The sequence below is a fragment of the Streptomyces sp. NPDC004609 genome (assembly GCF_042873655.1).
In the GTDB taxonomy this organism is placed as follows: domain Bacteria; phylum Actinomycetota; class Actinomycetes; order Streptomycetales; family Streptomycetaceae; genus Streptomyces.
Map to the genome: position 1 here is coordinate 166,365 of NZ_JBIALS010000001.1, position 23,874 is coordinate 190,238.

Sequence of the window (23,874 nt, forward strand, 5' to 3'; positions counted from 1 at the left end):
CCCGGTCGGCCCGCCTCGTCCCTGGGGGCTCCGCACCATGCCCAGATCGCACGCGCGCCCGTGGTACGTCCTGCTTCCGGTCCTGGCCGCCCTGTTCGCCGGCCTCGTCCCCGGCGTCTTTCCGCCCCCCTCGGCGCGGGCCGCGGAGAACGGGGAGTGGTCCGTCTACCCCTCCGCCGAGGAGCTGGGCCGGCGGCCGTACTTCTATCTCACCGCCGACCCCGGCACCCGCCTCACGGACCGGGTCACGATCAGCAACAAGACCTCGGCCCCCCTGAACTTCCGGCTGTACGCGGCCGACGCGTACAACACCGAACGCGACGGCGGCTTCGCCGTACGCACCCTGAACGAGAAGCAGCGCGGAGTCGGCGCGTGGATCAGGCCCGAACGCGACCGGGTGACCGTGCCCCCGCGCGGCTCGGTGACCGTGTCCTACACCCTCGCCGTCCCGGAGTCCGCCGAGCCCGGCGACCACCCCGGCGCGCTGGTCGCGCTCGACGAGCGGATCAGCCCCTCGCAGGGCGCCGTCGCCGTCGGCATCCAGCAGGCCGTCGGCGCGCGGGTCTATCTGCGGGTCAACGGGCCCACCGTCCCCGGGCTCGCCGTCGAGGATGTCCGGCTCAGCCACGACCGGCCCCTGGTGCCCGGTACCGGCGAGAGCAGCGCCCTGATCTCGTACACGCTCCACAACCGGGGCAATGTGACCCTCAACCCCAAGGTCGCCCTCAAGGCCGAGGGACTCTTCGGCCGCGATCTGCTCGCCCGGGACCTGAAGAGGATCCCCTCGGAGCTGCTGCCGCGCCAGAAGATCCGGCTCACGGAACGCTGGTCGGGCGCGCCCCATGCCGAGTGGGGCGAGGTCCGGCTCACCGCGACCGCCGAGGACGTACGGGAGTCCGCGCGCGTCTCCTACTTCGCGCTGCCCTGGCTGGTGGCCCTGGTCCTGGTGGCGGTGCTGACCGGCACGGGGGTGTGGGCCAGGATGAGGCTCAAGGCGCGCGGGCGGGCCCGGAGCTGACCCGGTCCGCACCGATACGGGACCGGGGCGGGGAGCCGACCGGTCCGGCCGTACGGCGACGTGTGATGCGCGGTCGGCCGTACAGGGCACGGGCGATACGCCGCCGGCCGATGCGGGGTCGGCGATACGAGCCGGTCGGTACGGCGCCCGACGGCCCCGGTGCTCGCCCGGTCCGGCGCTCGCCCGGTCCGGCCGGAACCGGTCCCGCCCGGACCCCGGAGCCGTACGGGCACGGGGGACCCCCGGGATCAGGGACAATGAACGGCATGAGCGTTCGTATCGAGTCCTCCGAGCCCGCCCCCCACCGGGCGGGCTTCGCCTGCTTCGTCGGCCGCCCCAACGCGGGCAAGTCCACCCTCACGAACGCTCTCGTCGGCCAGAAGGTGGCGATCACCTCCAGCCGGCCGCAGACGACCCGGCACACCGTGCGCGGCATCGTGCACCGCCCCGAGGCCCAGCTGATCCTGGTCGACACCCCCGGTCTGCACAAACCGCGGACCCTGCTCGGCGAGCGGCTCAACGACGTCGTGCGCACCACCTGGGCCGAGGTCGACGTCATCGGGTTCTGCCTGCCCGCCGACCAGAAGCTCGGCCCCGGCGACCGCTATATCGCCAAGGAGCTGGCCGGGATCAGGAAGACCCCGAAGGTCGCGATCGTCACCAAGACGGATCTGGTCGACTCCAAGACCCTCGCGGAGCAACTCATCGCGGTGGACCGGCTCGCGGAGGAGCTGGGCTTCGAGTGGGCGCAGATCGTCCCGGTCTCGGTCGTCGGCGACCGGCAGGTCCACCTGGTCGCCGATCTGCTGATCCCGCTGCTGCCGGAGGGCCCCGCGCTCTACCCCGAGGGCGATCTCACCGACGAGCCCGAGCAGGTCATGGTCGCGGAGCTGATCCGCGAGGCCGCGCTGGAGGGCGTACGGGACGAGCTGCCGCACTCGATCGCGGTGGTGGTCGAGGAGATGATCCCCCGCGAGGACCGCCCCGAGGACAAGCCGCTCCTGGACATCCACGCGAACCTCTACATCGAGCGCCCCAGCCAGAAGGGGATCATCATCGGCCCCAAGGGCAAGCGCCTGAAGGAGGTCGGCACCAAGTCCCGCAAGCACATCGAGGCCCTCCTCGGCACACCCGTCTACCTCGATCTGCACGTCAAGGTGGCGAAGGACTGGCAGCGCGACCCGAAGCAACTGCGGAAGCTGGGGTTCTGAGGGGCCGCCCTCACCCAGAGGTCCCGCACACCGCCGAGCCCGTACGGCGGTCCGTACCCCGGGCCGTCGCAGCAGTCCCGTACACCGGGCCGTCACAGCGGCGGACCCTCGCCCCGGCCCCGCGGCGGGGTCCCTCGGCCCCGGGCCCGGGGTACGCACCCCCGCTCCTTCACGCGCCCTCCTTCAGCACTCGGGAGATCAGCCGGCGCTGGGCGTCCGTGAGCCGGGGGTCCGCGCAGTACACCGTCCGGCCGTCCACCGTGATCTCGTACGCGAACCCGTCCGGCACCCCGATCGGGCGGGTCTCGCGGCACTCCGCGACGGCCCGCCCGGCCAGGTCGTGCCATGCGTCCGCGTCGGGGCGGCCCGCCGTGTCCACCTCGGAGGTCCGCTCGATGCCGGCGAATCCGCCCGTGCGCCGTACCTGGATCAGCATGGTCCCGTTCTAGTACGGATCGGTCCGGGGCGGAACCGGGACCCGCCCGGACCTCTCGGGACTCAGCCGGTCGGCACGCCCACCTGCGCCCACGCCTTCAGCACGGCCTCGCTCTCCTCGCCGTCGCCGTACCGCGCCGAGGCCGCCGCCGCCGTCAGCCGGGCGAAGTCCGCGAAGTCCGCGTCCGGCGCCAGCTCGCCGCCCGTCAGCGTGTCGAACCAGATCTGTCCGGGCCGCTCCCACGCCCTGCCGCCGAGCTGCGTCGCCAGCAGGAAGAAGGCCCGGTTGGGGATGCCGGAGTTGATGTGGACCCCGCCGTTGTCCCGGCCGGTCACGACGTAGTCGTCCATCGACCCGGGCTGGGGGTCCTTGCCGAGCACATCGTCGTCGTACGCGCTCCCGGGGTTCTTCATGCTCCGCAGCGCCACACCGGTCACCCCGGGGGCCAGCAGCCCCTCGCCGATGAGCCAGTCGGCCCGGTCGGCGTTCTGGCCGAGGGTGTACTGCTTGACGAGCGAGCCGACGACGTCGGAGACGGACTCGTTGAGCGCGCCCGACTGCCCGTAGTACTCCAGATTCGCCGTGTACTGGGTGAGGCCGTGCGCCAGCTCGTGCGCGATGACGTCCACGGGCAGGGAGAAGTCGAGGAAGATCTCGCCGTCCCCGTCGCCGAAGACCATCTGCTCGCCGTTCCAGAAGGCGTTGCCGTAGTCACGGCCGTAGTGGACGCTCGCGGTCAGCGGCAGTCCGAGGCCGTCGAGGGAGCTGCGGCCGTACGACGTCAGCAGCAGCTCGAAGGTCGCGCCGAGGCCGGCGTACACCCGGTTGACGGTCGCGTCCCCGCCGGGCTCGTCGCCCTCGCCGCGGACTTTCACCCCCGGCAGCCGGGTGCCGTTGCGGCAGTCGTGGACGGTGCGGTCCGGCCGGTCGGGGGCGTCCGACGGCCCGCCGGCCGGGGAGGTGACCGCGGCCGGGCCGGCGACCGCCGTCAGCCGGCGGCGGGTGCGCTGCGCGGAGTCCGCCTCCAGGGTGCGGCGGGCGCGCTCGGAGACCGCCGGGTCACCGGCGCGTGCCAGCTTGTCGAGGACATGCGGAGGCACAATGGTGCAGAAAATGGGGTGCGTGTCTGCCATGCCCGGCAATGTGGCACTGCGTGACCGCGCTGTCACTAGTTGCCACCATGATTAATGAAATGGAGTGAAGCGCCGCACATGGCCGAAAACCATGGGGTGTCCCGCATCATGATACGAGGGCGCTGATCTCCCGGCTCTCGGCTATGCTTCCCCGCATCATGCGTTTCGGGCTGCTCCTTCTTAGCTGCCGCGGCGAGGGCCTGTAGTCGTAGGCCGACCCCCTCCCCGCGGGATCTGCTGCTGCTTCGAACCGTCGGCCGTCCTGTTTCCAGACCGGACCTCCGAGGAGCCCCGCGCCATGTCCGATCAGTCCGTCGGCCGCCCGACGCCCATCACCAACACGACCCATACCCAGAAGCCGTCCGGGATGCCGATCCACAAGTACGGCCGGTACGAGGCCGTGGACATCCCCGACCGCACCTGGCCGGACAACCGGATCACCCGGGCCCCTCGCTGGCTGTCGACCGATCTGCGCGACGGCAACCAGGCCCTGATCGACCCGATGTCTCCCGCCCGCAAGCGTGAGATGTTCGATCTGCTGGTACGCATGGGGTACAAGGAGATCGAGGTCGGTTTCCCGTCATCCGGAGAGACCGATTTCGCCTTCGTACGCTCCATCATCGAAGAGGGCGCGATTCCCGAGGACGTGACGATCTCCGTCCTGACGCAGGCCCGCGAGGAGCTGATCGAGCGGACCGTCGAGTCGCTGCGCGGCGCGCACCGGGCCACCGTCCATCTGTACAACGCCACCGCGCCCACCTTCCGCCGGGTCGTCTTCCGCGGCACGAAGGAGCAGGTCAAGCAGATCGCCGTGGACGGCACCCGGCTGGTGATGGAGTACGCGGAGAAGCTGCTCGGCCCCGAGACGGTCTTCGGCTACCAGTACAGCCCCGAGATCTTCACCGACACCGAACTGGACTTCGCGCTGGACGTCTGCGAGGGCGTCATGGACGTCTGGCAGCCCGAGGCCGGCCGCGAGATCATCCTCAATCTGCCCGCCACGGTCGAGCGCTCCACGCCGTCCACGCACGCGGACCGCTTCGAGTGGATGTCGCGGAATCTGTCCCGGCGGGAGCACATCTGTCTGTCCGTCCACCCGCACAACGACCGCGGTACCGCCGTCGCCGCCGCCGAGCTGGCGATCATGGCGGGCGCCGACCGGATCGAGGGCTGCCTGTTCGGCCAGGGCGAGCGCACCGGCAACGTCGACCTGGTGACCCTGGGCATGAACCTCTTCTCGCAGGGCGTCGACCCGCAGATCGACTTCTCGCAGATCGACGAGATCCGCCGTACCAGCGAGTACTGCAACAAGATGGAGATCCACCCGCGCCACCCCTACGCGGGCGATCTGGTCTACACCGCCTTCTCCGGCTCCCACCAGGACGCCATCAAGAAGGGCTTCGACGCGATGGAGGCCGCCGCGGCCGCCGCCGGCAAGACCGTCGACGAGATCGAGTGGGCCGTGCCGTATCTGCCCATCGACCCCAAGGACGTGGGCCGCTCGTACGAGGCCGTCATCCGGGTCAACTCGCAGTCCGGCAAGGGCGGGATCGCGTACGTCCTGAAGAACGACCACAAGCTGGACCTGCCGCGCCGGATGCAGATCGAGTTCTCCCGGATCATCCAGGCGAAGACGGACAGCGAGGGCGGCGAGGTCACCCCGAACGACATCTGGCGGATCTTCCGGGACGAGTACCTGCCCAACCCGGACAATCCGTGGGGCCGCCTGCAGCTGCGCTCCGGGCAGAGCACGACCGACACCGACGGCGTGGACACGCTCACCGTCGAAGCGGTCGTGGACGGCACCGACACCGTGCTGACCGGCTCCGGCAACGGCCCGATCTCCGCCTTCTTCGACGCGCTGAACGCGGTGGGCGTCGACGCCCGGCTGCTGGACTACACCGAGCACACCATGAGCGAGGGCGCCTCCGCCCAGGCCGCCTCGTACATCGAGTGCGCGATCGACGGCAAGGTGCTGTGGGGCATCGGCATCGACGCCAACACCACCCGCGCCTCGCTGAAGGCGGTCGTCTCCGCCGTCAACCGCGCGGCGCGCTGAGCGGATTCCTGCGCCTCGGCCCCGGACCGTTCCCTCCTGGAAACGGCGCCGGGGCCGTCCCGCCCCCGCCCCGGGCGGGGCCGGCCTCCGGCCCCATGGGCCCCGCATGGCCCTCGTAGGGGCCTTTGTGGGCCTTTGCATGGGCGAGGAATCGGCCATGTCCGCGCATACCTTCTCCAGGGTGCTGACGGCACAACATCCCTGTGGCTAACATCACGTCAACGCGGCAGTGTTGCCGTGGTGGTGGTGCCTTCCGCGGCCTTGGGCCGCGGGGGAGTTACGGAGGTGCGCAGTGCGAGCAGACCGGGGAGTATGTGGCCGGAAGGTACTGGTCTGCGGCATTCACACCTCGTGGAGCACCGTGGGAGACGGGGAGTTCTTCTGCACGGCGTGTGGAGGTGACCGCAACTACCGCCGCCGTACCGGCCGGCGCCGCTTCACCCTGCTGGGCATTCCGCTGCTGCCGCGCGGATCGGCCGGCCCCGTCGTCGAATGCGCCGCCTGCCACGGGCACTTCGGCACGGACGCGCTCGACCACCCCACCACCGCCCGCTTCTCCGCGATGCTCCGCGACGCCGTGCACACGGTCGCGCTCGCCGTCCTCGCCTCCGGCGGCACCTCGTCGCGCCCCGTCCGTGAGACCGCGGTGGCCACCGTGCGTGCCGCGGGGCTCCACGACTGTACGGAGGACCAGCTCACCGCCCTGATCGAGGCGCTCGCCGCCGACACCGGCCGCTTCGTCGCCGACGCCGGGCCGTTCGGCGCGGCCCTCGCCATCGAACTCCACGAGGCACTGGAACCGCTCGCTCCCCACCTGGCGTCCGCCGGACGGGAGTCGATCCTCCTCCAGGGCGCCCGGATCGCCCTCGCGGACGGCCCGTACACCCCCGCCGAGCGCGAGGTCCTCACGACCGTCGGCACGGCGCTCCAGCTCCCCCTCACGGACACCACCCGGCTGCTGACGACGGCCCGAACCCTGTCCTCGTAGCGGGGGCGCGCCGTCCCGGGATGGCCCGGATACGCTACGGGGGCAAGCCGTAGCGTCGTGAGGACACCCATCGTGAACGAAGCCCCGCTCTGCCCGGCGCCCGCCGGGTTCGGTGCCATCGTGGTCGGGAGCTTTCCCCTCACCTCGGGGCAGTGGATCGGCGCGCACAGCCACCCGCAGCACCAACTGGCCTGGACCCGCACCGGAGTCCTCGGCGTCGCCGTCGACGACACCTACTGGGTCCTGCCGCCCACCCGCGCCCTGTGGCTGCCCGCCGGGGTCGTCCACCGGACCGGTGCCACCCGCGACGCCGTGCTCAAGGGGCTCTACTTCCAACCCGGCCGCTGCACCGTGGACTGGACCGAGCCCACCCCGGTCGCCGTCGACGGACTGCTCGCCCACCTCATCGGCCACCTCGGCCGCGATGATCTGCCGGAGGACGCCCGGCTGCGCGCGGAGGCCGTCGTACCGGATCTGCTGCGCCCCCTCCCCGCGTCGCCCATCGAGGTACCGGTGCCCGCCGACGTACGGGTACGGGCCGTCGCCGACACCCTGCTCGCCGACCCCGCCGATCCGCGCGGCCTGGAGGCGCACGCCCGCGGCGTCGGTGTCAGCAGACGGACCCTGACCCGCCTGTTCGTCCACGACACCGGCATGAGCTTCGACCGCTGGCGCACCCACGCCCGGCTGCGGGCCGCGCTCCCGCTGCTCGCGGAGGGGCAGCCCGTGTCCCGGGTCGCGCACACGGTCGGCTATGCGACGGCGAGCGCGTTTCTCGCCGCGTTCCGCCGTACCGTCGGCACCTCCCCGAGCCGCTACCTCAACGGCGCCGTGCCCGTACTCCCCGGGGAGTAACGGACCCTCGCCGCCACCCCGGGCAGTACGCGTCATCTCGCCTCGGCGCCCGACGAATCCCCGATTCCCCGACGGGAGCCTGGTGTTCTGACACCCGTGACGAAGGGGAACGACCCATGGGTCCCGTGACACCGACGCAGAATCCGCAGACGAACCCGGAACCGCCCGGGTCGCCGGGATCCCCGGGGCGGCGGCGTGCCGTGCCCTGGGCGGTGCTGCTGTTCTGGATCGCCGTCATCGCCGTCGCCGGACCCTTCGCGGGCAAACTCGGGGACGTCCAGCGCGACAACATCGTGGACTATCTGCCGGCGAACGCGGACTCCACCCAGGTCGCCGAGATCGAGCAGGGGCTGCCCGGCGGCGAGACCACCGAGGTGGTCCTCGTCTACCACCGCGACGGCGGGCTGACCGCGGCCGACCGCGCCGCCGTGGAGCGCCAGACCGGCGAGATCACCGCCGCGCACCGGCTGGTGGCACCCGCGAAGCCCGTACCGTCCGCCGACGGCGCCACCCTCATGGTCCCGGTCGTCACCACCGAGCCCGGCAACGACGAGGAGGCGCGCACCGCCTTCGTCGAGGACGTACGCGGGAAGGTGAGCGGCGGAGGCGGGCTGAGCGTCGACGTCGGCGGGCCCAGCGCCCTCCAGACCGACATGGAGGAGGTCTTCTCCGCGATCGACGGGACCCTGATGATCGCCACCGTCATCGTGGTGACGGTCCTGCTGGTCATCACCTACCGCAGCCCGTTCCTGTGGCTGGTGCCGCTGTTCGCCGTCGGTGTCGCCGCGATCACCACCCGGGCCCTGATCTACGGGCTCGTCCAGGGCTTCGACGTCACCGTCACCAGCCAGAGCGCGGGCATCATGACCGTCCTCGTCTTCGGCGCGGGCACCGACTACGCCCTGCTGCTCGTCGCCCGCTACCGCGAGGAACTGCGCCGCCACCGCCTGCCGTACGACGCGGTGATCGCCGCCGTACGCGGCTGCGGACCGGCCGTCCTCGCCTCCTCCGGGACCGTCGCCGCCGGGCTGCTCTGCCTGCTGGCCGCCGATCTCAACAGCGCGAGCGGCCTCGGCCCGGTCGGCGCGATCGGTGTCGTGGGCGCGCTGGCCGCCATGATGACGCTGCTGCCCGCGGTGCTGGTCCTGCTCGGGCGGCGGGTCTTCTGGCCGCTGATCCCCGCGTACGGGAGCGATCCCCGGCAGCGCCGTTCGCTCTTCGCCCGCATGGGCACATCGGCCGGGAAGCGGCCGGTCGCGATCCTCGTCACCGGTGCCGTCGTCCTGGGGGCGCTCGCCCTCGGCGTGTTCCAGCTGCCGGGGACGCTCAAGCAGGAGGACAGCTTCACCGACCGGCCCGAGTCGGTGTCGGCGATGCGGACCCTGGCCGACGCCTACCCCGAGCGCAGCAGCCAGCCGATCAGTGTGATCGCGCCGACCGGCAGCGCCGGCGACGTGCTGGCGAAGGCGCGCTCCGCGGACGGAGTCGCGGCCGTCGAACGCGGCCGGAGCGCCGACGGCTGGACCGAGATCTCCGTCTTCGCCGAGGACGCGCCCGAGTCGGCGGGCGAGATCGCCACGATCAAGAAACTGCGGGCGGATCTCGACGGCGCGTATGTCGGCGGCCCCAGCGCCCAGCAGATCGACCTCGACGACGCCAACGCCCGAGACCGCGCGGTCGTGATCCCGCTGGTCCTCGCGGCGGTGCTGCTGATCCTGATCGCGCTGCTGCGCAGCCTCGTCGCCGCCGTGATCCTCGTCGTCGCGGTGGTCGCGGTGTGGGGCGCGGCCTTCGGCCTGGGCGGGCTGGTCTTCGAGCCGATCTTCGGATTCCAGGGGACCGACCCCTCCCTGCCGCTGTTCTCGTTCGTCTTCCTCGTCGCACTCGGCGTCGACTACGGCATCTTCCTGATGCACCGGATGCGCGAGGAGGCCCTGGCGGGCAAGGACCCCTCGACGGCGGCCCTGACGGCGCTGCGGACGACGGGCGGGGTGATCGCCTCCGCGGGCATCGTGCTCGCGGCGACCTTCGCGGTGCTGATGAACCTGCCACTGGTGATGATGGTCGAGATGGGCTTCCTGGTGGCCGTCGGGGTGCTGCTCGACACCTTCCTGGTGCGGACGTATCTGGTGACCTCCGCGAGCCTGCTGCTGGGCCGCACGGTGTGGTGGCCGGGGAAGCTCTCCCGCCCCGGCGCGGTGCCTTCCGCCGCTGAGGGCGAGCGGGAACTCGCGGCGGTGCCCGCCCCCCGCCCGTGAGGCCATGAGCACGCTTCCCGCCCCGGGAGGGTCCCCGGGAGCGGGGGCCGTACCCCAGGATGGAGACCGTGCACCCACCATCGGAAGCCCCGGAGCCCCCGGTCCGCGAGGCCGGGGGACATGAGCCGTCGGTCCGCGAGGCCGGGGGTGGTACGGCGGGAGTCCGCGAGGCCGGGGGACATGAGCCGGAGGGCGGGACCGCGGGGGCAGGGAGCGCCCGGTCCGGCGGCGCCCCGGGGGGTCCCACGCGGCGCGTCTCCTTTCCGCGCGGACTCCTGCGCGGGTGCCCGCGCCCCGGGGACGCGCGGCGGTCCGCAGCCGGCTCCGGCTCTCCGCGTACCCCGTCCGCGCGCACCGGTACCCGGACCGGCTCCGGTACCGCCCCGCACACGGGCACCCGTACCGCCCACACCGGTACCGGAGCCGCGCGCCGTGGCGAGACCCGTCTGGGGGACCGCGTCCTCACCGCCGTCAGCCGCGACCCGCTGTCCGCGCCGCACCGCGCGCGCAACGATCTGATCATCGCCGTGTGCGTCGGCGTGTTCTCCGCCGTACTCGGCCTCCTGTCCTTCGACGGGCGCACGCCGGACGCGCTCGGCTGGGTCCTCCTCGCCGGTGTCGTGGTGCCCCTGATCTGGCGCCGGTCCCACCCCTTTGTGACGACCGCGGTCTCCATCGCCTTCGTCGGCCCTTACCACGCGCTCGACAACTCCCATATCGCGCCGCTGCCCGCGTCCCTCATCGCCCTCTACACCCTGGCCACGATCGCCCGGCCGCTGCACACCTTCCTCGTCGGGGTCGCCACCACCGGGATCGCCCTGAGCGTGATGTTCACCGTCAGCGCCCACCAGGGCATCGAGGCCCTGCGCACCTCCGGCTGGATCATCGCCGTCCTCGTCGTCGGCGTCGACGTACGCATCTACCGCCGCTACATCGCCTCCGTGGTCGGCCGCGCGGAGCACGCCGAACGCACCCGCGAGGAGGAGGCGGCCCGCCGCGTCGCCGAGGAGCGCATCCGGATCGCCCGCGATCTGCACGACCTCCTCGCCCACTCCATCACCCTCATCGGGGTCCAGACCTCCGTCGCCTCCCATGTGCTGAGCCTCGACCCCGACCGGCTCGACCGGGCGGCGATCGCCAAGGCCCTCGACGACATCGCCGAGACCTGCCGGACCGCGCGCGGCGAACTGCGCACCACCCTCACCGTCCTGCGCACCGACAGTCCCGACCACGACGGCCCGCTGCCCGATCTGTCGTCCCTGCCCGAACTGACCGCCGCCGCCGGGGCCGAGCTGACCCTCGGCGCGGGTGACGACCGCCTGCCGCCCGCCGTCGAGGCCGCCGCCTACCGCATCGTCCAGGAGTCCCTGACCAACGCGGTACGCCACGGCGGCCCCGGCGTACGGATCACCGTGGCCGTCGAGCGCCACGGCCCCGCCCTGCGCGTCACGGTCACCGACGACGGCGACGGCTCCGCCGGCGAGGGCGGCGTTCCCGGCTACGGCATCGTCGGAATGCGCGAACGCGCCCGCAGCGTCGGTGGCACACTCACCACCGGCCCACGCGACGGCGGAGGGTTCCAGGTGGCGGCACTCCTGCCGCTCCAGCAACCGGAGGCGTTCGCATGAGCCCCAGCCCCATCCGTGTGCTGCTCGCCGACGACCAGCAGCTCGTACGGGCCTCTTTTGCGATGCTCATCGAGTCGTCGCCCGACATGGAGGTCGTCGGGCAGGCGGGCAACGGCGCGGAGGCCGCCGAACTGGCCCGCACCGCCCGGGCCGATGTGGTCGTCATGGACATCCGCATGCCCCAGCTCGACGGTATCGAGGCGACCCGGCTGATCGCGGCGGACGAGGACCTCGCCGGCGTCAAGGTCCTCGTCCTCACCACGTACGACACCGACGACCACGTCGTCGACGCGCTGCGGGCGGGCGCCTCCGGGTTCCTGGTGAAGGACACCCGCCCCGCGGACCTCCTCACCGCGATCCGCACGGTGGCGGCAGGTGACTCACTGCTCTCCCCGGGCCCCACGGCACGGCTGATCGCCCGTGTCCTCAGCACCCCCGGCGCCCCGCCGCTGGTTCCCGGGACCGGCCCCGGCGACCTCACCGAGCGCGAGCGCCAGGTCCTCGCCCTGGTGGCCCGCGGACTGAACAACACGGAGACGGCGGAGGCGCTGGGACTGTCCCCGCTCACGGCGAAGACCCACGTCAGCCGCATCATGGGCAAACTCCGCGCCCGTGACCGCGCGCAACTGGTGATCATCGCCTACGAGTCGGGCCTGGTCGTCCCCGGAGAGTCCCCGGACCTCATGACGGGACGGCCGCGGGAGCGCACGGAGAACTGAGCCCGGGGCGGGGACCGGAGCCGTCCGTACGGGACAATGGGGGGATGAGCCTGTTCCGTGACGACGGCGTCGTCCTGCGCACCCAGAAGCTGGGCGAGGCGGACCGCATCATCAGCCTGCTCACCCGCGGGCACGGGCGGGTGCGGGCCGTCGCGCGCGGGGTGCGGCGGACCAAGTCGAAGTTCGGGGCGCGGCTGGAGCCGTTCTCGCACGTGGACGTGCAGTTCTTCTCCCGGGGCAGTGAGCTGGTCGGGCGCGGGCTGCCGCTGTGTACGCAGAGCGAGACCATCGCCCCCTACGGCGGCGCGATCGTCGGCGACTACGCCCGGTACACCGCGGGCACCGCCATGCTGGAGACCGCCGAGCGGTTCACCGACCACGAGGGCGAACCCGCCGTGCAGCAGTACCTCCTGCTCGTCGGCGGACTGCGCGCCCTCGCCCGTGGGGAGCACGCCCCGCATCTGATCCTCGACGCGTTCCTGCTGCGCTCCCTCGCGGTCAACGGATACGCGCCGAGCTTCGGCGACTGCGCCCGGTGCGGGCTCGACGGCCCGAACCGGTTCTTCTCCGTCGCGGCCGGCGGCGTCGTCTGCGGTGACTGCCGGGTGCCCGGAAGCGTCGTACCCTCGGCGGAGGCCGTCGGACTGCTCAGCGCGCTGCTGACCGGTGACTGGCCGACGGCGGACGCCTGCGAGGCACGGCACGTCAGGGAAGGGAGCGGGCTGGTGTCCGCGTATCTGCACTGGCATCTGGAGCGCGGACTGCGCTCGCTCCGCTATGTCGAGAAGTAGCGAGAAGCACAAGCAGAACATGGGAGATGTGAGCCGCATGGCACGACGCGGAATCCTGGGGCGGTCCCGCCGCGAGTACAAGGTCCCCGAGCCGCACCCCTCCGGCGCCCGGCCGCCGAGGATCCCGAGTGAGCTGGTGCCGAATCACGTGGCCTGTGTCATGGACGGCAACGGGCGCTGGGCCAAGGAGCGCGGACTGCCCCGCACCGAGGGCCACAAGGTCGGCGAGGGCGTCGTGCTCGATGTACTCAAGGGCTGTCTGGAGATGGGCGTCAAGAACCTCTCCCTCTACGCCTTCTCCACCGAGAACTGGAAGCGCTCGCCCGACGAGGTCCGCTTTCTGATGAACTTCAACCGGGACGTCATCCGCCGCCGCCGTGACGAGATGGACGAACTCGGTATCCGCATCCGCTGGGTCGGCCGGATGCCGAAGATGTGGAAGTCCGTCGTCCAGGAGCTCCAGGTCGCCCAGGAGCAGACCGAGGGCAACGACGCCATGACGCTCTACTTCTGCGTCAACTACGGCGGACGCGCCGAAGTCGCCGACGCCGCGCAGAAGATCGCGCAGGAAGTCGCGGCGGGCAGGCTCGACCCGGCCAAGGTGAACGAGAAGACGATAAGGAAGTATCTGTACTACCCGGATATGCCGGATGTGGACCTCTTCCTGCGCCCCAGCGGTGAGCAGCGCACCTCCAACTATCTGATCTGGCAGAGCGCTTACGCCGAGATGGTCTTCCAGGACGTGCTCTGGCCGGACTTCGACCGCCGCGATCTGTGGCGGGCCTGTCTGGAGTACGCGCAGCGCGATCGCCGTTTCGGCGGGGCGAAGCCCAATGAGGTCTCCGGCCGGACCACGGCCTGACCGGCGGATGACCGTGCCCGGCAGAGGGCTTCCCCCGGCCGGGCCACGACGACGGGGTCCGCATGGACGGCGGTATCCGGGCCCTGCTCCGTATCCGGGCGCTCCGTATCCGCACGGCCGGATACGGATGCCGGGCGCGGGACCCTCAGGGCCGGCTCCTGATGCCTGATGACTGCCGCCGGACCCGGTCCGGCTCCGGGTGACGCGGCCGCGCGCGCCCGGGGTCAGGTGCCCGCCGCCGGGGTGGCCGGCCTGGTTCCTCGACGCGGCCGCGCGCCCCGGGTCAGGCCTTGGCCGTGTCCGCGCACTCCGCGCAGGTGCCGAAGATCTCCACGGTGTGGGCCACGTTCACATAGCCGTGCTGGGCGGCCACCGACTCCGCCCAGGTCTCGACCGCGGGCCCCTCGACCTCGACCGCCTTGCCGCACATCCGGCAGACCAGATGGTGGTGGTGGTCGTCGGTGGAGCAGCGGCGGTAGACCGACTCGCCCTCGCTCGTCCGCAGCACGTCGACCTCGCCGGCGTCGGCGAGCGACTGAAGGGTCCGGTAGACGGTGGTGAGGCCCACCGAGTCGCCCCGGTGCTTGAGCATGTCGTGCAGTTCCTGTGCGCTGCGGAATTCGTCCACCTCGTTCAGCGCCGCCGCCACCGCGGCACGCTGCCGGGTCGACCGGCCTCGCACGGGGGCGGTGTTACCGCCGCTTGGCGCCGTCACCACGGGTGCCTCCTCGCTTCGCCACACATGCCTGTCGGGGCAATTCTGCCAGGCTCGGTGTGGGGGACGGACGAGTCAAGCCCCCGGTCCGTCCATCAGACCTTGACGTCGTCGCCGGAGGGGCGGCCGCGCGGCACCTCGGACGCGCACACGGCCCCGGTGTCCTCCACCGCCCGCGCCCGCCGCCGCGCCAGCGGAGCCGCCAGCGCCGTCAGCGCGACGAAGACACCGATGGCGAGCAGCACGATCGTCGCGCCCGGCGGCACGTCCTGGTAGTACGAGGTGCTGGTGCCCGCCAGTGTCACCGCGACGCCGATCGCCACCGCCAGGGCGAAGGTCGTCCGGAAGGACCGGGAGATCTGCTGGGCCGCCGCCACCGGGACCACCATCAGGGCGCTGACCAGCAGCAGTCCCACCACCCGCATCGCGACCGAGACGGTGACCGCCGCGGTGACCGCGATCAGGAGGTTCAGCGCCCGTACGGGCAGGCCGGTGACCCGCGCGAACTCCTCGTCCTGGCTGACGGCGAACAGCTGCCGCCGCAGCCCCAGGGAGACCAGGACCACAAAGGCCGCGAGCAGCGCGATCGCGGTCAGGTCGGCGTCCGAGACGGTGGAGAGCGAGCCGAACAGGAAGGAGCTGAGATTGGCCGTCGAACCGGTGTCGGAGATGTTGATCAGCAGGACACCGCCCGCCATGCCCCCGTAGAAGAGCATCGCCAGCGCGATGTCGCCGCGGGTCTTTCCGTACGCCCTGATCAGCTCCATCGTGATCGCGCCGGCGACGGAGACGAGGGTCGCCATCCAGATCGGGTTGGTGGAGAGCAGAAAGCCGAGGCCGACACCGGTCATGGCGACATGGCCGATGCCGTCGCCCATCAGCGCCTGCCGCCGCTGGACGAGATAGATGCCGACGGCGGGCGCGGTGATGCCGACCAGGACGGCCGCGACGAGCGCCCGCTGCATGAACGCGGTTTCGAGGATTTCCATGATCAGGTCAGCAGTCCCGTGCGGAGCGGCTCACCGGCCGCGTGCGGATGTACGTGGTCGTGCCCGGGAAGGGCGTGCTGGCCGACGGCCTCGGGCGGCGGCCCGTCGTGGACCACGCAGCCGTCGCGGAGCACCACGGCCCGGTCGATCAGCGGCTCGATCGCGCCCAGCTCATGGAGCACCAGCAGGACGGTCGTCCCGGCGGCGACCTGCTCGCGCAGGGTCCCGGCGAGGACCTCCTGACCGGCGAGGTCGACGCCCGCCATCGGCTCGTCCATGATCAGCAGCTCGGGCCCGGAGGCGAGTGCGCGGGCGATCAGCACCCGCTGGTGCTGGCCGCCGGAGAGCGCGCTCACGGAGTCCCGGGCGCGGTCGGCGAGGCCGACGAGGCCGATGGCGTGGTCCACGGCGGCCCGGTCGGCCCGCGAGAGCCTGGCCAGGCGGGTGCGGGAGAGCCGGCCCGAGGAGACGACCTCGCGCACGGTCGCGGGCACCCCGCTCGCGGCGGTGGTCCGCTGCGGTACGTATCCGACGCGCGCCCACTGCCGGAAGCGGCGCAGTTCGGTCCCGAACAGCTCGATCCGGCCGCCCGTGAGCGGCACCTGGCCGATCACGGACCGTACGGCGGTGGACTTGCCCGAGCCGTTCGCCCCGAGGAGCGCGACGACCTCGCCGCGCTCGACGGTCAGGTCGATGCCCCGCAGCACGGTCCGCGAGCCCAGCGTGGCGCGGGCGTCGCGGACGGATATGGCGGGCTCGGCGCCGCCGGTCGGGTCGGGCGCGCGGCCCGTGGTCCTCGTCATTTCGCCCCCAGTGCTTTCTGCAGTGCCGTGAGGTTGGACTCCATCACCTGGAAGTAGTCGCGGCCCCTGGACCGGTCGGTGATGCCTTCGAGCGGGTCGAGGACGTCCGTCCGCAGCCCGGTGTCCTTCGCCAGGGTCTTCGCGGCCCGGTCGTCGGCGAGGGGCTCGAAGAAGACGGTGCCGGCCTTCTCCTTCTCGGCGATGGACTGGATCTCCTTGATCCGGGCGGGGCTGGGCTCGGCCTCGGGGTCGAGGCCGGCGATGCCCTCCTGGTCCAGTCCGTACCGCTCGGCGAGATAGCCGAAGGCGGAGTGCGTGGTGATGAAGGTCTTGGTGGCCGTGTTCTTCAGGCCCTGCTCGAACCTGGTGTTCAGCCCGGCCAGCTTGCCGGTCAGCACGTCGGCGTTCTTCCGGTAGGCGGCGGCGTTGTCGGGGTCGGCCTCGGCGAGGGCGGCGGAGACACCCTCGGCGACCTCCGCGTACTTCACCGGGTCGAGCCACAGGTGCGGGTCGCCGCCCGCCTCGCCGTGGTCGTGGCCGTCGTCCGCGCCGTGCCCGGCTCCGTGGGTCTCCAGCTCGGTCAGGGTGCCCGCGTCCGTCTTGTGCGGTACGTCGGCCTGCTCGATGGCCTTGTCCACGGCGGGCTGGACGCCCTTGAGGTAGAGGATGTAGCCCGCCTCGCCCAGCTGGGCGGTCTGGCGCGGCTTCAGTTCCAGATCATGGGGCTCGACACCCGGCTTGGTGAGGGTGGAGACCGCGACATGATCGCCGCCGATCTGCTCGGCGAGGTACTGCAGGGGATAGAACGACGCCACCACCTTCAGCCTGCCGTTCTCCCTGCCGTCCGCGGCGGAGGAGCCGGAGCAGGCGGAGACGGCGACCAGGCCGAGGGCAACGGCTCCCGCGGCGGCGGAGGGACGTATGAGGCGGCGTACGTTCATGACAGTCATTTTCAACAAAACTGGAAACGATTGTCAACAAGGCCCCGGGGAGGCATCCCCGTCCGCTCTCCGCGCTGCCGTTCTCCGGCCGCCGCCCGGCCGTTGCCGCCCCCGGTCCGCTCCCGGACCGGGGTCCGTCCGCTCGTCCCGGGCGCAGGCGATGACCACCGATTTGATCCGGGGGGTGCGCCCGCCGGTAATCTGAAGCATTCGCCCTTAGCCGTCGTCCCCTATGAAGAGAGCACCGTGGCCGCCGACAAGATCGACACGATCGTCAACCTGAGCAAGCGCCGTGGCTTCGTCTACCCCTGCAGTGAGATCTACGGTGGTCAGAGGGCCGCCTGGGACTACGGACCGCTGGGCGTGGAGCTGAAGGAGAACATCAAGCGCCAGTGGTGGCGCCACATGGTCACCTCGCGCGAGGACGTCGTCGGCATCGACTCGTCGGTCATCCTGGCCACCGAGGTCTGGGAGGCGTCCGGACACGTCGCCACCTTCAGCGACCCGCTCACCGAGTGCACCTCCTGCCACAAGCGCTACCGCGCCGACCACCTGATCGAGGCGTACGAGGAGAAGCACGGCCGGCCCCCCGAGAACGGCCTGGCGGACATCAACTGCCCGAACTGCGGCAACAAGGGCGGCTTCACCGACCCCAAGCAGTTCTCCGGCCTGCTCGCCACCCACCTCGGCCCCACCCAGGACTCCGGCTCCGTCGCCTATCTGCGGCCCGAGACCGCGCAGGGCATCTTCACCAACTTCGCCCAGGTCCAGCAGACCTCGCGCAAGAAGCCGCCGTTCGGCATCGCGCAGATGGGCAAGTCCTTCCGCAACGAGATCACGCCCGGCAACTTCATCTTCCGCACGCGCGAGTTCGAGCAGATGGAGATGGAGTTCTTCGTCAAGCCCGGCGAGGACGAGCACTGGCAGCAGTACTGGATGGACCAGCGCTGGGGCTGGTACACCGGGCTCGGCCTGCGCGAGGAGAACATGCGCTGGTACGAGCACCCCAAGGACAAGCTCTCCCACTACTCCAAGCGCACCGCCGACATCGAGTACCGCTTCCAGTTCGGCGGCAGCGAGTGGGGCGAGCTGGAGGGTGTCGCCAACCGCACCGACTTCGACCTCTCGGCGCACTCCAAGGCGTCCGGCCAGGACCTGTCGTACTTCGACCAGGAGGCCGGCGAGCGCTGGACGCCGTATGTCATCGAGCCCGCGGCCGGTGTCGGCCGCGCGATGCTGGCCTTCCTCCTCGACGCGTACAACGAGGACGAGGCCCCCAACGCCAAGGGCGTCATGGAGAAGCGCACCGTGATGCGCCTCGACCCGCGCCTCGCGCCCGTCAAGGTCGCCGTGCTGCCGCTCTCCCGCAACCCGCAGCTGTCCCCGAAGGCCAAGGGGCTCGCGGCGGATCTGCGGCAGAACTGGAACATCGAGTTCGACGACGCGGGCGCGATCGGCCGCCGCTACCGCCGCCAGGACGAGATCGGCACGCCGTTCTGCGTCACCGTCGACTTCGACACCCTCGACGACGACGCGGTGACCGTGCGTGAGCGCGACACCATGAAGCAGGAGCGGGTCTCCCTGGACCAGATCCAGGCGTACCTGGGCGCCCGGCTGCTCGGTTGCTGACGGTCGTACGGACCGGGGACCGGCGGGGACGTCCTTCCCGCCGGTCGCCGGCCCCGACGGTGACGGCGACCGCGGCACGGCCGGAAAATCGTGTGCCGTGTGCAGACAGGAGAGGTAACGTCCCCTCCATGTATTCGTTCTTCCAGATCTACGAGTGAGAGCGTGGCGGACCGTGTCCGCCCGCGTCTGACGATTCCGCAGTCACTTCTCACCACGATGGGAGAACCCCGTGGCCAAGAGCCGTAACAACCTCCTCGGCGTGGGCGGACAGCGCAAGAAGCTGTCCCGTGCCGACCAGCAGGGCAACGGACCGACCCGCAACGCCGACCGCAAGGCCGCCGCCGACCAGAAGGCGGACCTGGTACGCAAGATGCGGGAGCGCGCGCAGGGTGAGGGCGGGGCCGAGGACGCCTCGCACACCGAGGACTGACCGACCCCGCGCACATCCCCCGGGCCCCGGAGCGCCACCACGAGCGCCCCGGGGCCTCGCGCTGCCCCCACCCACCCACCCGCTGGGCGCGGGGCCGCTCATCCAGCCGGTCCGGCGTTTGAGGACGGCCCGGGGTGCAGATTCCAGCCCGTCCGGCGTTTGAGGACGGACCTGTGCCCGGGGTGGGGGCGATTTGGCGCGGGCCCGGGCGCGGGGCGCAGATTCCAGCCCGTCCGGCGCTTGAGGACGGACCCGGGCCCGGTGCGTGGGCCGCTTGCGCGGGCTCCGGCCCCTCCGGCGGACCGCTCACCCGTCGGGAACCCGGCCCGCCCCCAACGCACCCCCGCCCTTACACCGCCGTCCTCTCCGTCTCCGTCTCCGTCTCCAGACGGTCCGCGCACCGCAGCGCCGTCGCCTGTGCCCAGGGACCGCTCGTCAGCGCGCCGACCACGAGCACGGACAGCCCGCACCCCGCGATGATCCACCACGCGGGCCGGCTCGCCTCGACGAAGGCCGAGGCCGACCCCGTACCCGATCCCGTTCCCAGGGACACACCCGCCGCCAGCACCGTGCCGATCACCGCGACCCCGAGGGTCTGTCCGATCTGGCGGCTCGTGGACGCGACCGCCGCCGCGACACCCGCCTGGGCGCGGGGCATGCCGGAGACCGCCGTGTTGGTGATGGGCGAGTTCACCATGCCGAAGCCGGCGCCGAAGAGCATGTACCCCGTGAAGAGCGCCACATCGGACGTCTCCGCCTCGAACGCCGCGAACATCACCCCGCTCGCCGCCATCGCGGTCCCGGCGACCAGCAGCGGCAGCCGGGGCCCCCGGCTGCCCACCAGCCGCCCCGACAGCGGTGCGCAGACGAATGTCAGGCCCGCCATCGGGAGCATGTAGAGCCCTGCCTCCAGGGCGGACAGACCGCGCGCGTCCTGGAGGTAGAGGGTGTTGAGGAACAGGAATCCGCCCAGCGCGGCGAAGGCCGACACCGCGATCACCGTCGCCCCGCTGAACGGCGCGCTCCGGAAGAATCGGAGATCGATCAGGGGCTCGCGCCGCCTCGGCTCATACAGCAGCACACCCACCAGGGCCACGGCCGCGATCCCCGCGAAGACGGGATCCGTCTCGATGATCGCGTACGTCAGTGAGCCGAGGAGCGCGATGATCAGCAATTGCCCCACCGGGTCGGCCCGCCGGGGCCGCGGCGCGCGGGACTCCGGTACGTAACGCCAGGTCAGCACCAGCGCGGCGAGGCCCACCGGCAGATTGACCCAGAAGATCGAGCGCCAGCCGACCGAGTCCACGAGCAGCCCGCCGACCAGCGGCCCCGCGGCCATGGAGATCCCCACGACCCCGCCCCACACCCCGATCGCGCGGGCGCGCGCCGCCGGCTCGGTGAAGGTGTTGGTGATGATCGACATCGCGACCGGGTTGAGCATGGAGCCGCCGACGGCCTGGACCATCCGGTAGACGACCAGCAGCTCCAGGCTGGGCGCGAGCGAGCACAGCAGCGAGCCCAGCGTGAACAGCACCAGCCCCGCCATGAACACCTTGCGGCGGCCGATCCGGTCCGCCGTGGAGCCCGCGAGCATCAGCAGGGAGGCGAGGACGAGGGTGTACGCGTCGATCGTCCACTGCAGCCCCGAGACGGAAGCGTTCAGCTCCCTGCCCATGGAGGGCAGCGCGACATTGAGGATCGTGTTGTCCAGGCTGACGATCAGCAGACTCATACAGCAGATCGCCAGCACGAGGAGCCGCCGTCGGGATGTCAGCTCGGGCATGCGTCGATAGTACGGCTAACTAATGAATGTGGCTGCTGTGACATCACGGGCATGCCGCCATACGTGACAATGGAGCAATGACCACGCTCGCCCCGTCCGCCGCCCCGACCCTGACCATCGGCCCGCATGCCGTGCGGCCGCCGGTGGTGCTGGCGCCGATGGCCGGTATCACGAACGCGCCGTTCCGCACGCTCTGCCGGGAGTTCGCCGAGGGCGTCCGGGGGTTCGGGGGACTGCCTCCGGCGGACGCCCCGGAGACGGCGGAGGCGGCCACCGCCGGCCGGGGGCTCTTCGTGAGCGAGATGATCACGACCCGGGCGCTGGTCGAGCGCAACGAGAAGACCATGCAGCTGATCCACTTCGACGCGGGGGAGACGCCCCGGTCGATCCAGCTGTACGGGGTCGATCCCGTGACCGTCGGCAAGGCGGTCCGCATGATCGTCGACGAGGATCTCGCCGACCACATCGATCTGAACTTCGGCTGCCCGGTCCCGAAGGTGACCCGCAAGGGCGGCGGCTCGGCCCTTCCGTACAAGCGGCCCCTGCTGCGGGCGATCCTGCGCGAGGCGGTCACGGGGGCGGGGGACCTCCCCGTCACCATGAAGATGCGCAAGGGCATCGACGAGGACCACATCACCTATCTCGACGCCGGCCGGATCGCGGTCCAGGAGGGCGTCACGGCGATCGCCCTGCACGGGCGTACGGCGGCCCAGCACTACGGCGGTACGGCGGACTGGGACGCGATCGCCCGGCTCAAGGAGCACGTCCCCGAGATTCCCGTCCTCGGCAACGGTGACATCTGGTCCGCCGACGACGCGCTGCGGATGGTCCGTGAGACCGGCTGCGACGGAGTGGTCGTGGGGCGCGGGTGCCTGGGGCGGCCCTGGCTCTTCGGTGATCTCGTCACGGCGTTCGAGGGCGGGGGCGCCGCCGCCGCGCCGACCCTGCGGGAGGTCGCGGGGGTCATGCGTCGGCACGCGGAGCTGCTCGGTGAGTGGATCGGTGACGAGTCGCGCGGTGTCATCGACTTCCGCAAGCACGTCGCCTGGTACCTCAAGGGGTTCTCGGTCGGCTCCGAGATGCGGAAGCGACTGGCGATCACCTCGTCGCTCGATGAGCTGGACGAGGGGCTGGGGCGGCTGGATCTGGATCAGCCATGGCCCTCCGGCGCGGATGGTCCCCGTGGGCGTACGTCCGGGAACAACCGGGTCGTCCTGCCGGACGGGTGGCTGAAGGATCCGTACGACTGCGCGGGCATCGGGCCGGAGGCGGAGCTGGACACGTCGGGGGGGTAGCGGGTGCGGTGGCCCTTGGTCCGGGCGCGGGCTTTTGTCCTCAAGCGCCGGACGGGCTGGGTTTGGCTCCCCCTGGGTGTCCGGTCTTGCCGGGTGGCCCCTGCCTGGGGCTGAGGTCCGTCCTCAAACGCCGGACGGGCTGGGTTGGTGGTGGCTTTGTCCGTTGGGCGCCGAGGCTGGGTGTGGCTGCACAGGTGTCCGGTCTTCCCGGGGCGCCCACGCCCCGCGTTCGGGTCCGTCCTCAAGCGCCGGACGGGCTGGAATGCGCGGTCCCGGGCTTTGGTCATGCCACGTGGCCCACGCCCGCATTCGGGTTCGTCCTCAAGCGCCGGACGGGCTGGGTTGTGGTGGCGGGTTCGTTCTCAGGTGTCGGAGGGGCGGGGGGTGGTGGGGGTGAGGCGGCGGGACAGGGGGGCCGCGGGGCTGGAGTTGCTCACGCTGAAGGTGACGCTGCCCGCCGCGTAACGGTCCTCCGTCCACTCGATCGGCCGCCCGGCCGCCGTACTCGACAGATGCCGCTGCCGCAGCAGCGGACTCCCGCGCCGCACCCGCAGGAGCCGGGCGTCCACGCTCCCCGCCGGTACCGCGTCGATGAGGTGCTCGCCGTAGTGGGCGACGACTCCGTGGAGTTCGGCGAGGGAGTTCATGATCGAGACGCAGTCGTCGGGGAGTTCCTGCACCGCCGGCGCCACCCACGGTGCGTACGCGGTGCGTTCGAGCATGGCCGGGTTGCCGTCGAGGAGCCGCAGTCGCAGCACGTGCAGGACGGCAGAGTCCGGCGGGACGGCGAGGCGGGCCGCCTCCGTCGGGGTCGCCGGGCGGTGGGTGCGCTTGAGGACACGGCTCGCGACCTCGTAACCCATGGACTGCGCCCACTGCGCGAAGCTGTTCAACTCGGCGAAGCTGTGCCGGCGTTCCTGCCGCAGCACGATTCTGCGCGCGCCCTGGCGGGAGCCGATCAGACCCTCCGACGCCAGGAGCGCGACGGCCCGGCGGACCGTCCCGCGGGAGGCGGACCACCGGTCCGCGAGGGCGCTCTCCGAGGGGAGCCGCGCCCCGACCGCGTACTCACCGCCGAGGATCGACCGCCGCAGCGCCTCCGCGATCTCCAGATACCGCGCCGTGCTCACCCGTACGCCTCCGACCCGAATCCATGGAGCTGTGCGCAGCCGTTCGCGAGCTGCCCCGCCGACCGCGCCCCGGTTCCCACCCCGCAGTCAGCCTAGCCCGGCCGTAAAGCGCCTGCGCAAGCCCGTCTCAATCGGCAAAAACCGGCATTCATCTCTTTCGGAAGTCTCTCTGTTCCGGCCATGTCGAGTTCATGGTCAGGA

The 23,874-nt window shown here is 71.6% G+C and carries 21 protein-coding genes; 13 read left to right on the forward strand and 8 right to left on the reverse strand.

Going from position 1 to position 23,874, the window contains the following annotated elements; all coding sequences use genetic code 11:
- Positions 1-37 precede the first annotated feature (37 nt).
- Positions 38-1,018: a WxL protein peptidoglycan domain-containing protein gene (locus ACFYT4_RS00660; protein ID WP_389263831.1), complete on the forward strand. Its 981-nt coding sequence runs from the start codon at positions 38-40 to the stop codon at positions 1,016-1,018.
- 257 nt (positions 1,019-1,275) lie between these two features.
- Positions 1,276-2,229, forward strand: a complete 954-nt coding sequence (era, locus tag ACFYT4_RS00665; RefSeq protein ID WP_389263833.1) for a GTPase Era — start codon at positions 1,276-1,278, stop codon at positions 2,227-2,229.
- Between the two features lie 169 nt (positions 2,230-2,398).
- On the opposite strand, the gene ACFYT4_RS00670 is transcribed toward era, so the two are convergent.
- Both ACFYT4_RS00670 and ACFYT4_RS00675 read right to left on the reverse strand, forming a co-directional pair.
- Complete coding sequence (locus ACFYT4_RS00670; RefSeq protein WP_389263835.1) at positions 2,399-2,665, reverse strand: protealysin inhibitor emfourin; 267 nt, start codon at positions 2,663-2,665, stop codon at positions 2,399-2,401.
- A gap of 62 nt (positions 2,666-2,727) precedes the next feature.
- Positions 2,728-3,798 (reverse strand): M4 family metallopeptidase, encoded by a 1,071-nt coding sequence (locus tag ACFYT4_RS00675; protein ID WP_389263837.1) that lies wholly within the window; start codon positions 3,796-3,798, stop codon positions 2,728-2,730.
- A gap of 298 nt (positions 3,799-4,096) precedes the next feature.
- On the opposite strand from ACFYT4_RS00675, the gene leuA reads away from it, so the two are divergent.
- The 8 genes from leuA to ACFYT4_RS00715 all read left to right on the forward strand — a co-directional run bounded on the left by leuA (position 4,097) and on the right by ACFYT4_RS00715 (position 13,958).
- Positions 4,097-5,857 carry a 2-isopropylmalate synthase gene (gene leuA, locus ACFYT4_RS00680; protein WP_389263839.1) on the forward strand — a complete coding sequence of 587 codons (1,761 nt, stop codon included), beginning with the start codon at positions 4,097-4,099 and terminating at the stop codon, positions 5,855-5,857.
- 292 nt (positions 5,858-6,149) lie between these two features.
- Complete coding sequence (locus ACFYT4_RS00685; RefSeq protein WP_389263841.1) at positions 6,150-6,845, forward strand: TerB family tellurite resistance protein; 696 nt, start codon at positions 6,150-6,152, stop codon at positions 6,843-6,845.
- 72 nt (positions 6,846-6,917) lie between these two features.
- Entirely contained in the window at positions 6,918-7,700 is a 783-nt protein-coding gene (locus ACFYT4_RS00690) for an AraC family transcriptional regulator (RefSeq protein WP_389263843.1), read from the forward strand.
- 116 nt (positions 7,701-7,816) lie between these two features.
- Positions 7,817-9,958 (forward strand): MMPL family transporter, encoded by a 2,142-nt coding sequence (locus ACFYT4_RS00695; RefSeq protein ID WP_389263845.1) that lies wholly within the window; start codon positions 7,817-7,819, stop codon positions 9,956-9,958.
- A 446-nt stretch (positions 9,959-10,404) separates the two neighbouring features.
- On the forward strand, positions 10,405-11,586 hold the full coding sequence (locus ACFYT4_RS00700) for a sensor histidine kinase (RefSeq protein ID WP_389264234.1): 1,182 nt from the start codon (positions 10,405-10,407) through the stop codon (positions 11,584-11,586).
- Positions 11,583-12,305, forward strand: coding sequence for a response regulator (locus ACFYT4_RS00705; RefSeq protein WP_389263847.1), 723 nt, complete (start codon positions 11,583-11,585; stop codon positions 12,303-12,305). The genes ACFYT4_RS00700 and ACFYT4_RS00705 overlap by 4 nt, the downstream gene beginning before the upstream one ends.
- 44 nt (positions 12,306-12,349) lie before the next feature.
- Positions 12,350-13,096 (forward strand): DNA repair protein RecO, encoded by a 747-nt coding sequence (gene recO, locus ACFYT4_RS00710; protein ID WP_389263849.1) that lies wholly within the window; start codon positions 12,350-12,352, stop codon positions 13,094-13,096.
- A 37-nt stretch (positions 13,097-13,133) separates the two neighbouring features.
- Positions 13,134-13,958, forward strand: coding sequence for an isoprenyl transferase (locus ACFYT4_RS00715; protein ID WP_389263851.1), 825 nt, complete (start codon positions 13,134-13,136; stop codon positions 13,956-13,958).
- Between the two features lie 283 nt (positions 13,959-14,241).
- Here ACFYT4_RS00715 and ACFYT4_RS00720 read toward each other — a convergent pair whose 3' ends face one another.
- From ACFYT4_RS00720 to ACFYT4_RS00735, 4 genes are all read right to left on the reverse strand, one after another.
- Positions 14,242-14,676, reverse strand: coding sequence for a Fur family transcriptional regulator (locus tag ACFYT4_RS00720; protein ID WP_389263852.1), 435 nt, complete (start codon positions 14,674-14,676; stop codon positions 14,242-14,244).
- A gap of 92 nt (positions 14,677-14,768) precedes the next feature.
- Positions 14,769-15,662, reverse strand: a complete 894-nt coding sequence (locus tag ACFYT4_RS00725; protein WP_389263853.1) for a metal ABC transporter permease — start codon at positions 15,660-15,662, stop codon at positions 14,769-14,771.
- 2 nt (positions 15,663-15,664) lie between these two features.
- Positions 15,665-16,465: a metal ABC transporter ATP-binding protein gene (locus ACFYT4_RS00730; protein ID WP_389263854.1), complete on the reverse strand. Its 801-nt coding sequence runs from the start codon at positions 16,463-16,465 to the stop codon at positions 15,665-15,667.
- Entirely contained in the window at positions 16,462-17,406 is a 945-nt protein-coding gene (locus tag ACFYT4_RS00735) for a metal ABC transporter substrate-binding protein (protein WP_389263855.1), read from the reverse strand. Before ACFYT4_RS00735 ends, ACFYT4_RS00730 begins: the two co-directional genes overlap by 4 nt.
- A gap of 246 nt (positions 17,407-17,652) precedes the next feature.
- Here ACFYT4_RS00735 and ACFYT4_RS00740 point away from each other — a divergent pair, with 246 nt between their 5' ends.
- Positions 17,653-19,035, forward strand: coding sequence for a glycine--tRNA ligase (locus tag ACFYT4_RS00740; RefSeq protein WP_389263857.1), 1,383 nt, complete (start codon positions 17,653-17,655; stop codon positions 19,033-19,035).
- Between the two features lie 229 nt (positions 19,036-19,264).
- Positions 19,265-19,465: a DUF6243 family protein gene (locus ACFYT4_RS00745; protein ID WP_389263859.1), complete on the forward strand. Its 201-nt coding sequence runs from the start codon at positions 19,265-19,267 to the stop codon at positions 19,463-19,465.
- A gap of 349 nt (positions 19,466-19,814) precedes the next feature.
- On the opposite strand, the gene ACFYT4_RS00750 is transcribed toward ACFYT4_RS00745, so the two are convergent.
- The gene (locus tag ACFYT4_RS00750; RefSeq protein WP_389263860.1) at positions 19,815-21,248 is read right to left on the reverse strand and encodes an MFS transporter; all 1,434 of its coding nucleotides are present in this window, start codon (positions 21,246-21,248) and stop codon (positions 19,815-19,817) included.
- 77 nt (positions 21,249-21,325) lie between these two features.
- Here ACFYT4_RS00750 and dusB point away from each other — a divergent pair, with 77 nt between their 5' ends.
- Complete coding sequence (gene dusB / locus ACFYT4_RS00755) at positions 21,326-22,543, forward strand: tRNA dihydrouridine synthase DusB (protein ID WP_389263862.1); 1,218 nt, start codon at positions 21,326-21,328, stop codon at positions 22,541-22,543.
- 362 nt (positions 22,544-22,905) lie between these two features.
- On the opposite strand, the gene ACFYT4_RS00760 is transcribed toward dusB, so the two are convergent.
- Complete coding sequence (locus ACFYT4_RS00760) at positions 22,906-23,673, reverse strand: GntR family transcriptional regulator (RefSeq protein ID WP_389263864.1); 768 nt, start codon at positions 23,671-23,673, stop codon at positions 22,906-22,908.
- Positions 23,674-23,874 lie beyond the last annotated feature (201 nt).

Coding starts and splice junctions, on each gene's coding strand:
- dusB (WP_389263862.1), top strand. CDS start 21,326: ATGACCACGCTCGCCCCGTCCGCCGCCCCGACCCTGACCATCGGCCCG.
- ACFYT4_RS00660 (WP_389263831.1), top strand. CDS start 38: ATGCCCAGATCGCACGCGCGCCCGTGGTACGTCCTGCTTCCGGTCCTG.
- ACFYT4_RS00715 (WP_389263851.1), top strand. CDS start 13,134: ATGGCACGACGCGGAATCCTGGGGCGGTCCCGCCGCGAGTACAAGGTC.
- ACFYT4_RS00675 (WP_389263837.1), bottom strand. CDS start 3,798: ATGGCAGACACGCACCCCATTTTCTGCACCATTGTGCCTCCGCATGTC.
- recO (WP_389263849.1), top strand. CDS start 12,350: ATGAGCCTGTTCCGTGACGACGGCGTCGTCCTGCGCACCCAGAAGCTG.
- ACFYT4_RS00735 (WP_389263855.1), bottom strand. CDS start 17,406: ATGAACGTACGCCGCCTCATACGTCCCTCCGCCGCCGCGGGAGCCGTT.
- ACFYT4_RS00705 (WP_389263847.1), top strand. CDS start 11,583: ATGAGCCCCAGCCCCATCCGTGTGCTGCTCGCCGACGACCAGCAGCTC.
- ACFYT4_RS00670 (WP_389263835.1), bottom strand. CDS start 2,665: ATGCTGATCCAGGTACGGCGCACGGGCGGATTCGCCGGCATCGAGCGG.
- ACFYT4_RS00730 (WP_389263854.1), bottom strand. CDS start 16,465: ATGACGAGGACCACGGGCCGCGCGCCCGACCCGACCGGCGGCGCCGAG.
- era (WP_389263833.1), top strand. CDS start 1,276: ATGAACGGCATGAGCGTTCGTATCGAGTCCTCCGAGCCCGCCCCCCAC.
- leuA (WP_389263839.1), top strand. CDS start 4,097: ATGTCCGATCAGTCCGTCGGCCGCCCGACGCCCATCACCAACACGACC.
- ACFYT4_RS00695 (WP_389263845.1), top strand. CDS start 7,817: ATGGGTCCCGTGACACCGACGCAGAATCCGCAGACGAACCCGGAACCG.
- ACFYT4_RS00725 (WP_389263853.1), bottom strand. CDS start 15,662: ATGGAAATCCTCGAAACCGCGTTCATGCAGCGGGCGCTCGTCGCGGCC.
- ACFYT4_RS00750 (WP_389263860.1), bottom strand. CDS start 21,248: ATGCCCGAGCTGACATCCCGACGGCGGCTCCTCGTGCTGGCGATCTGC.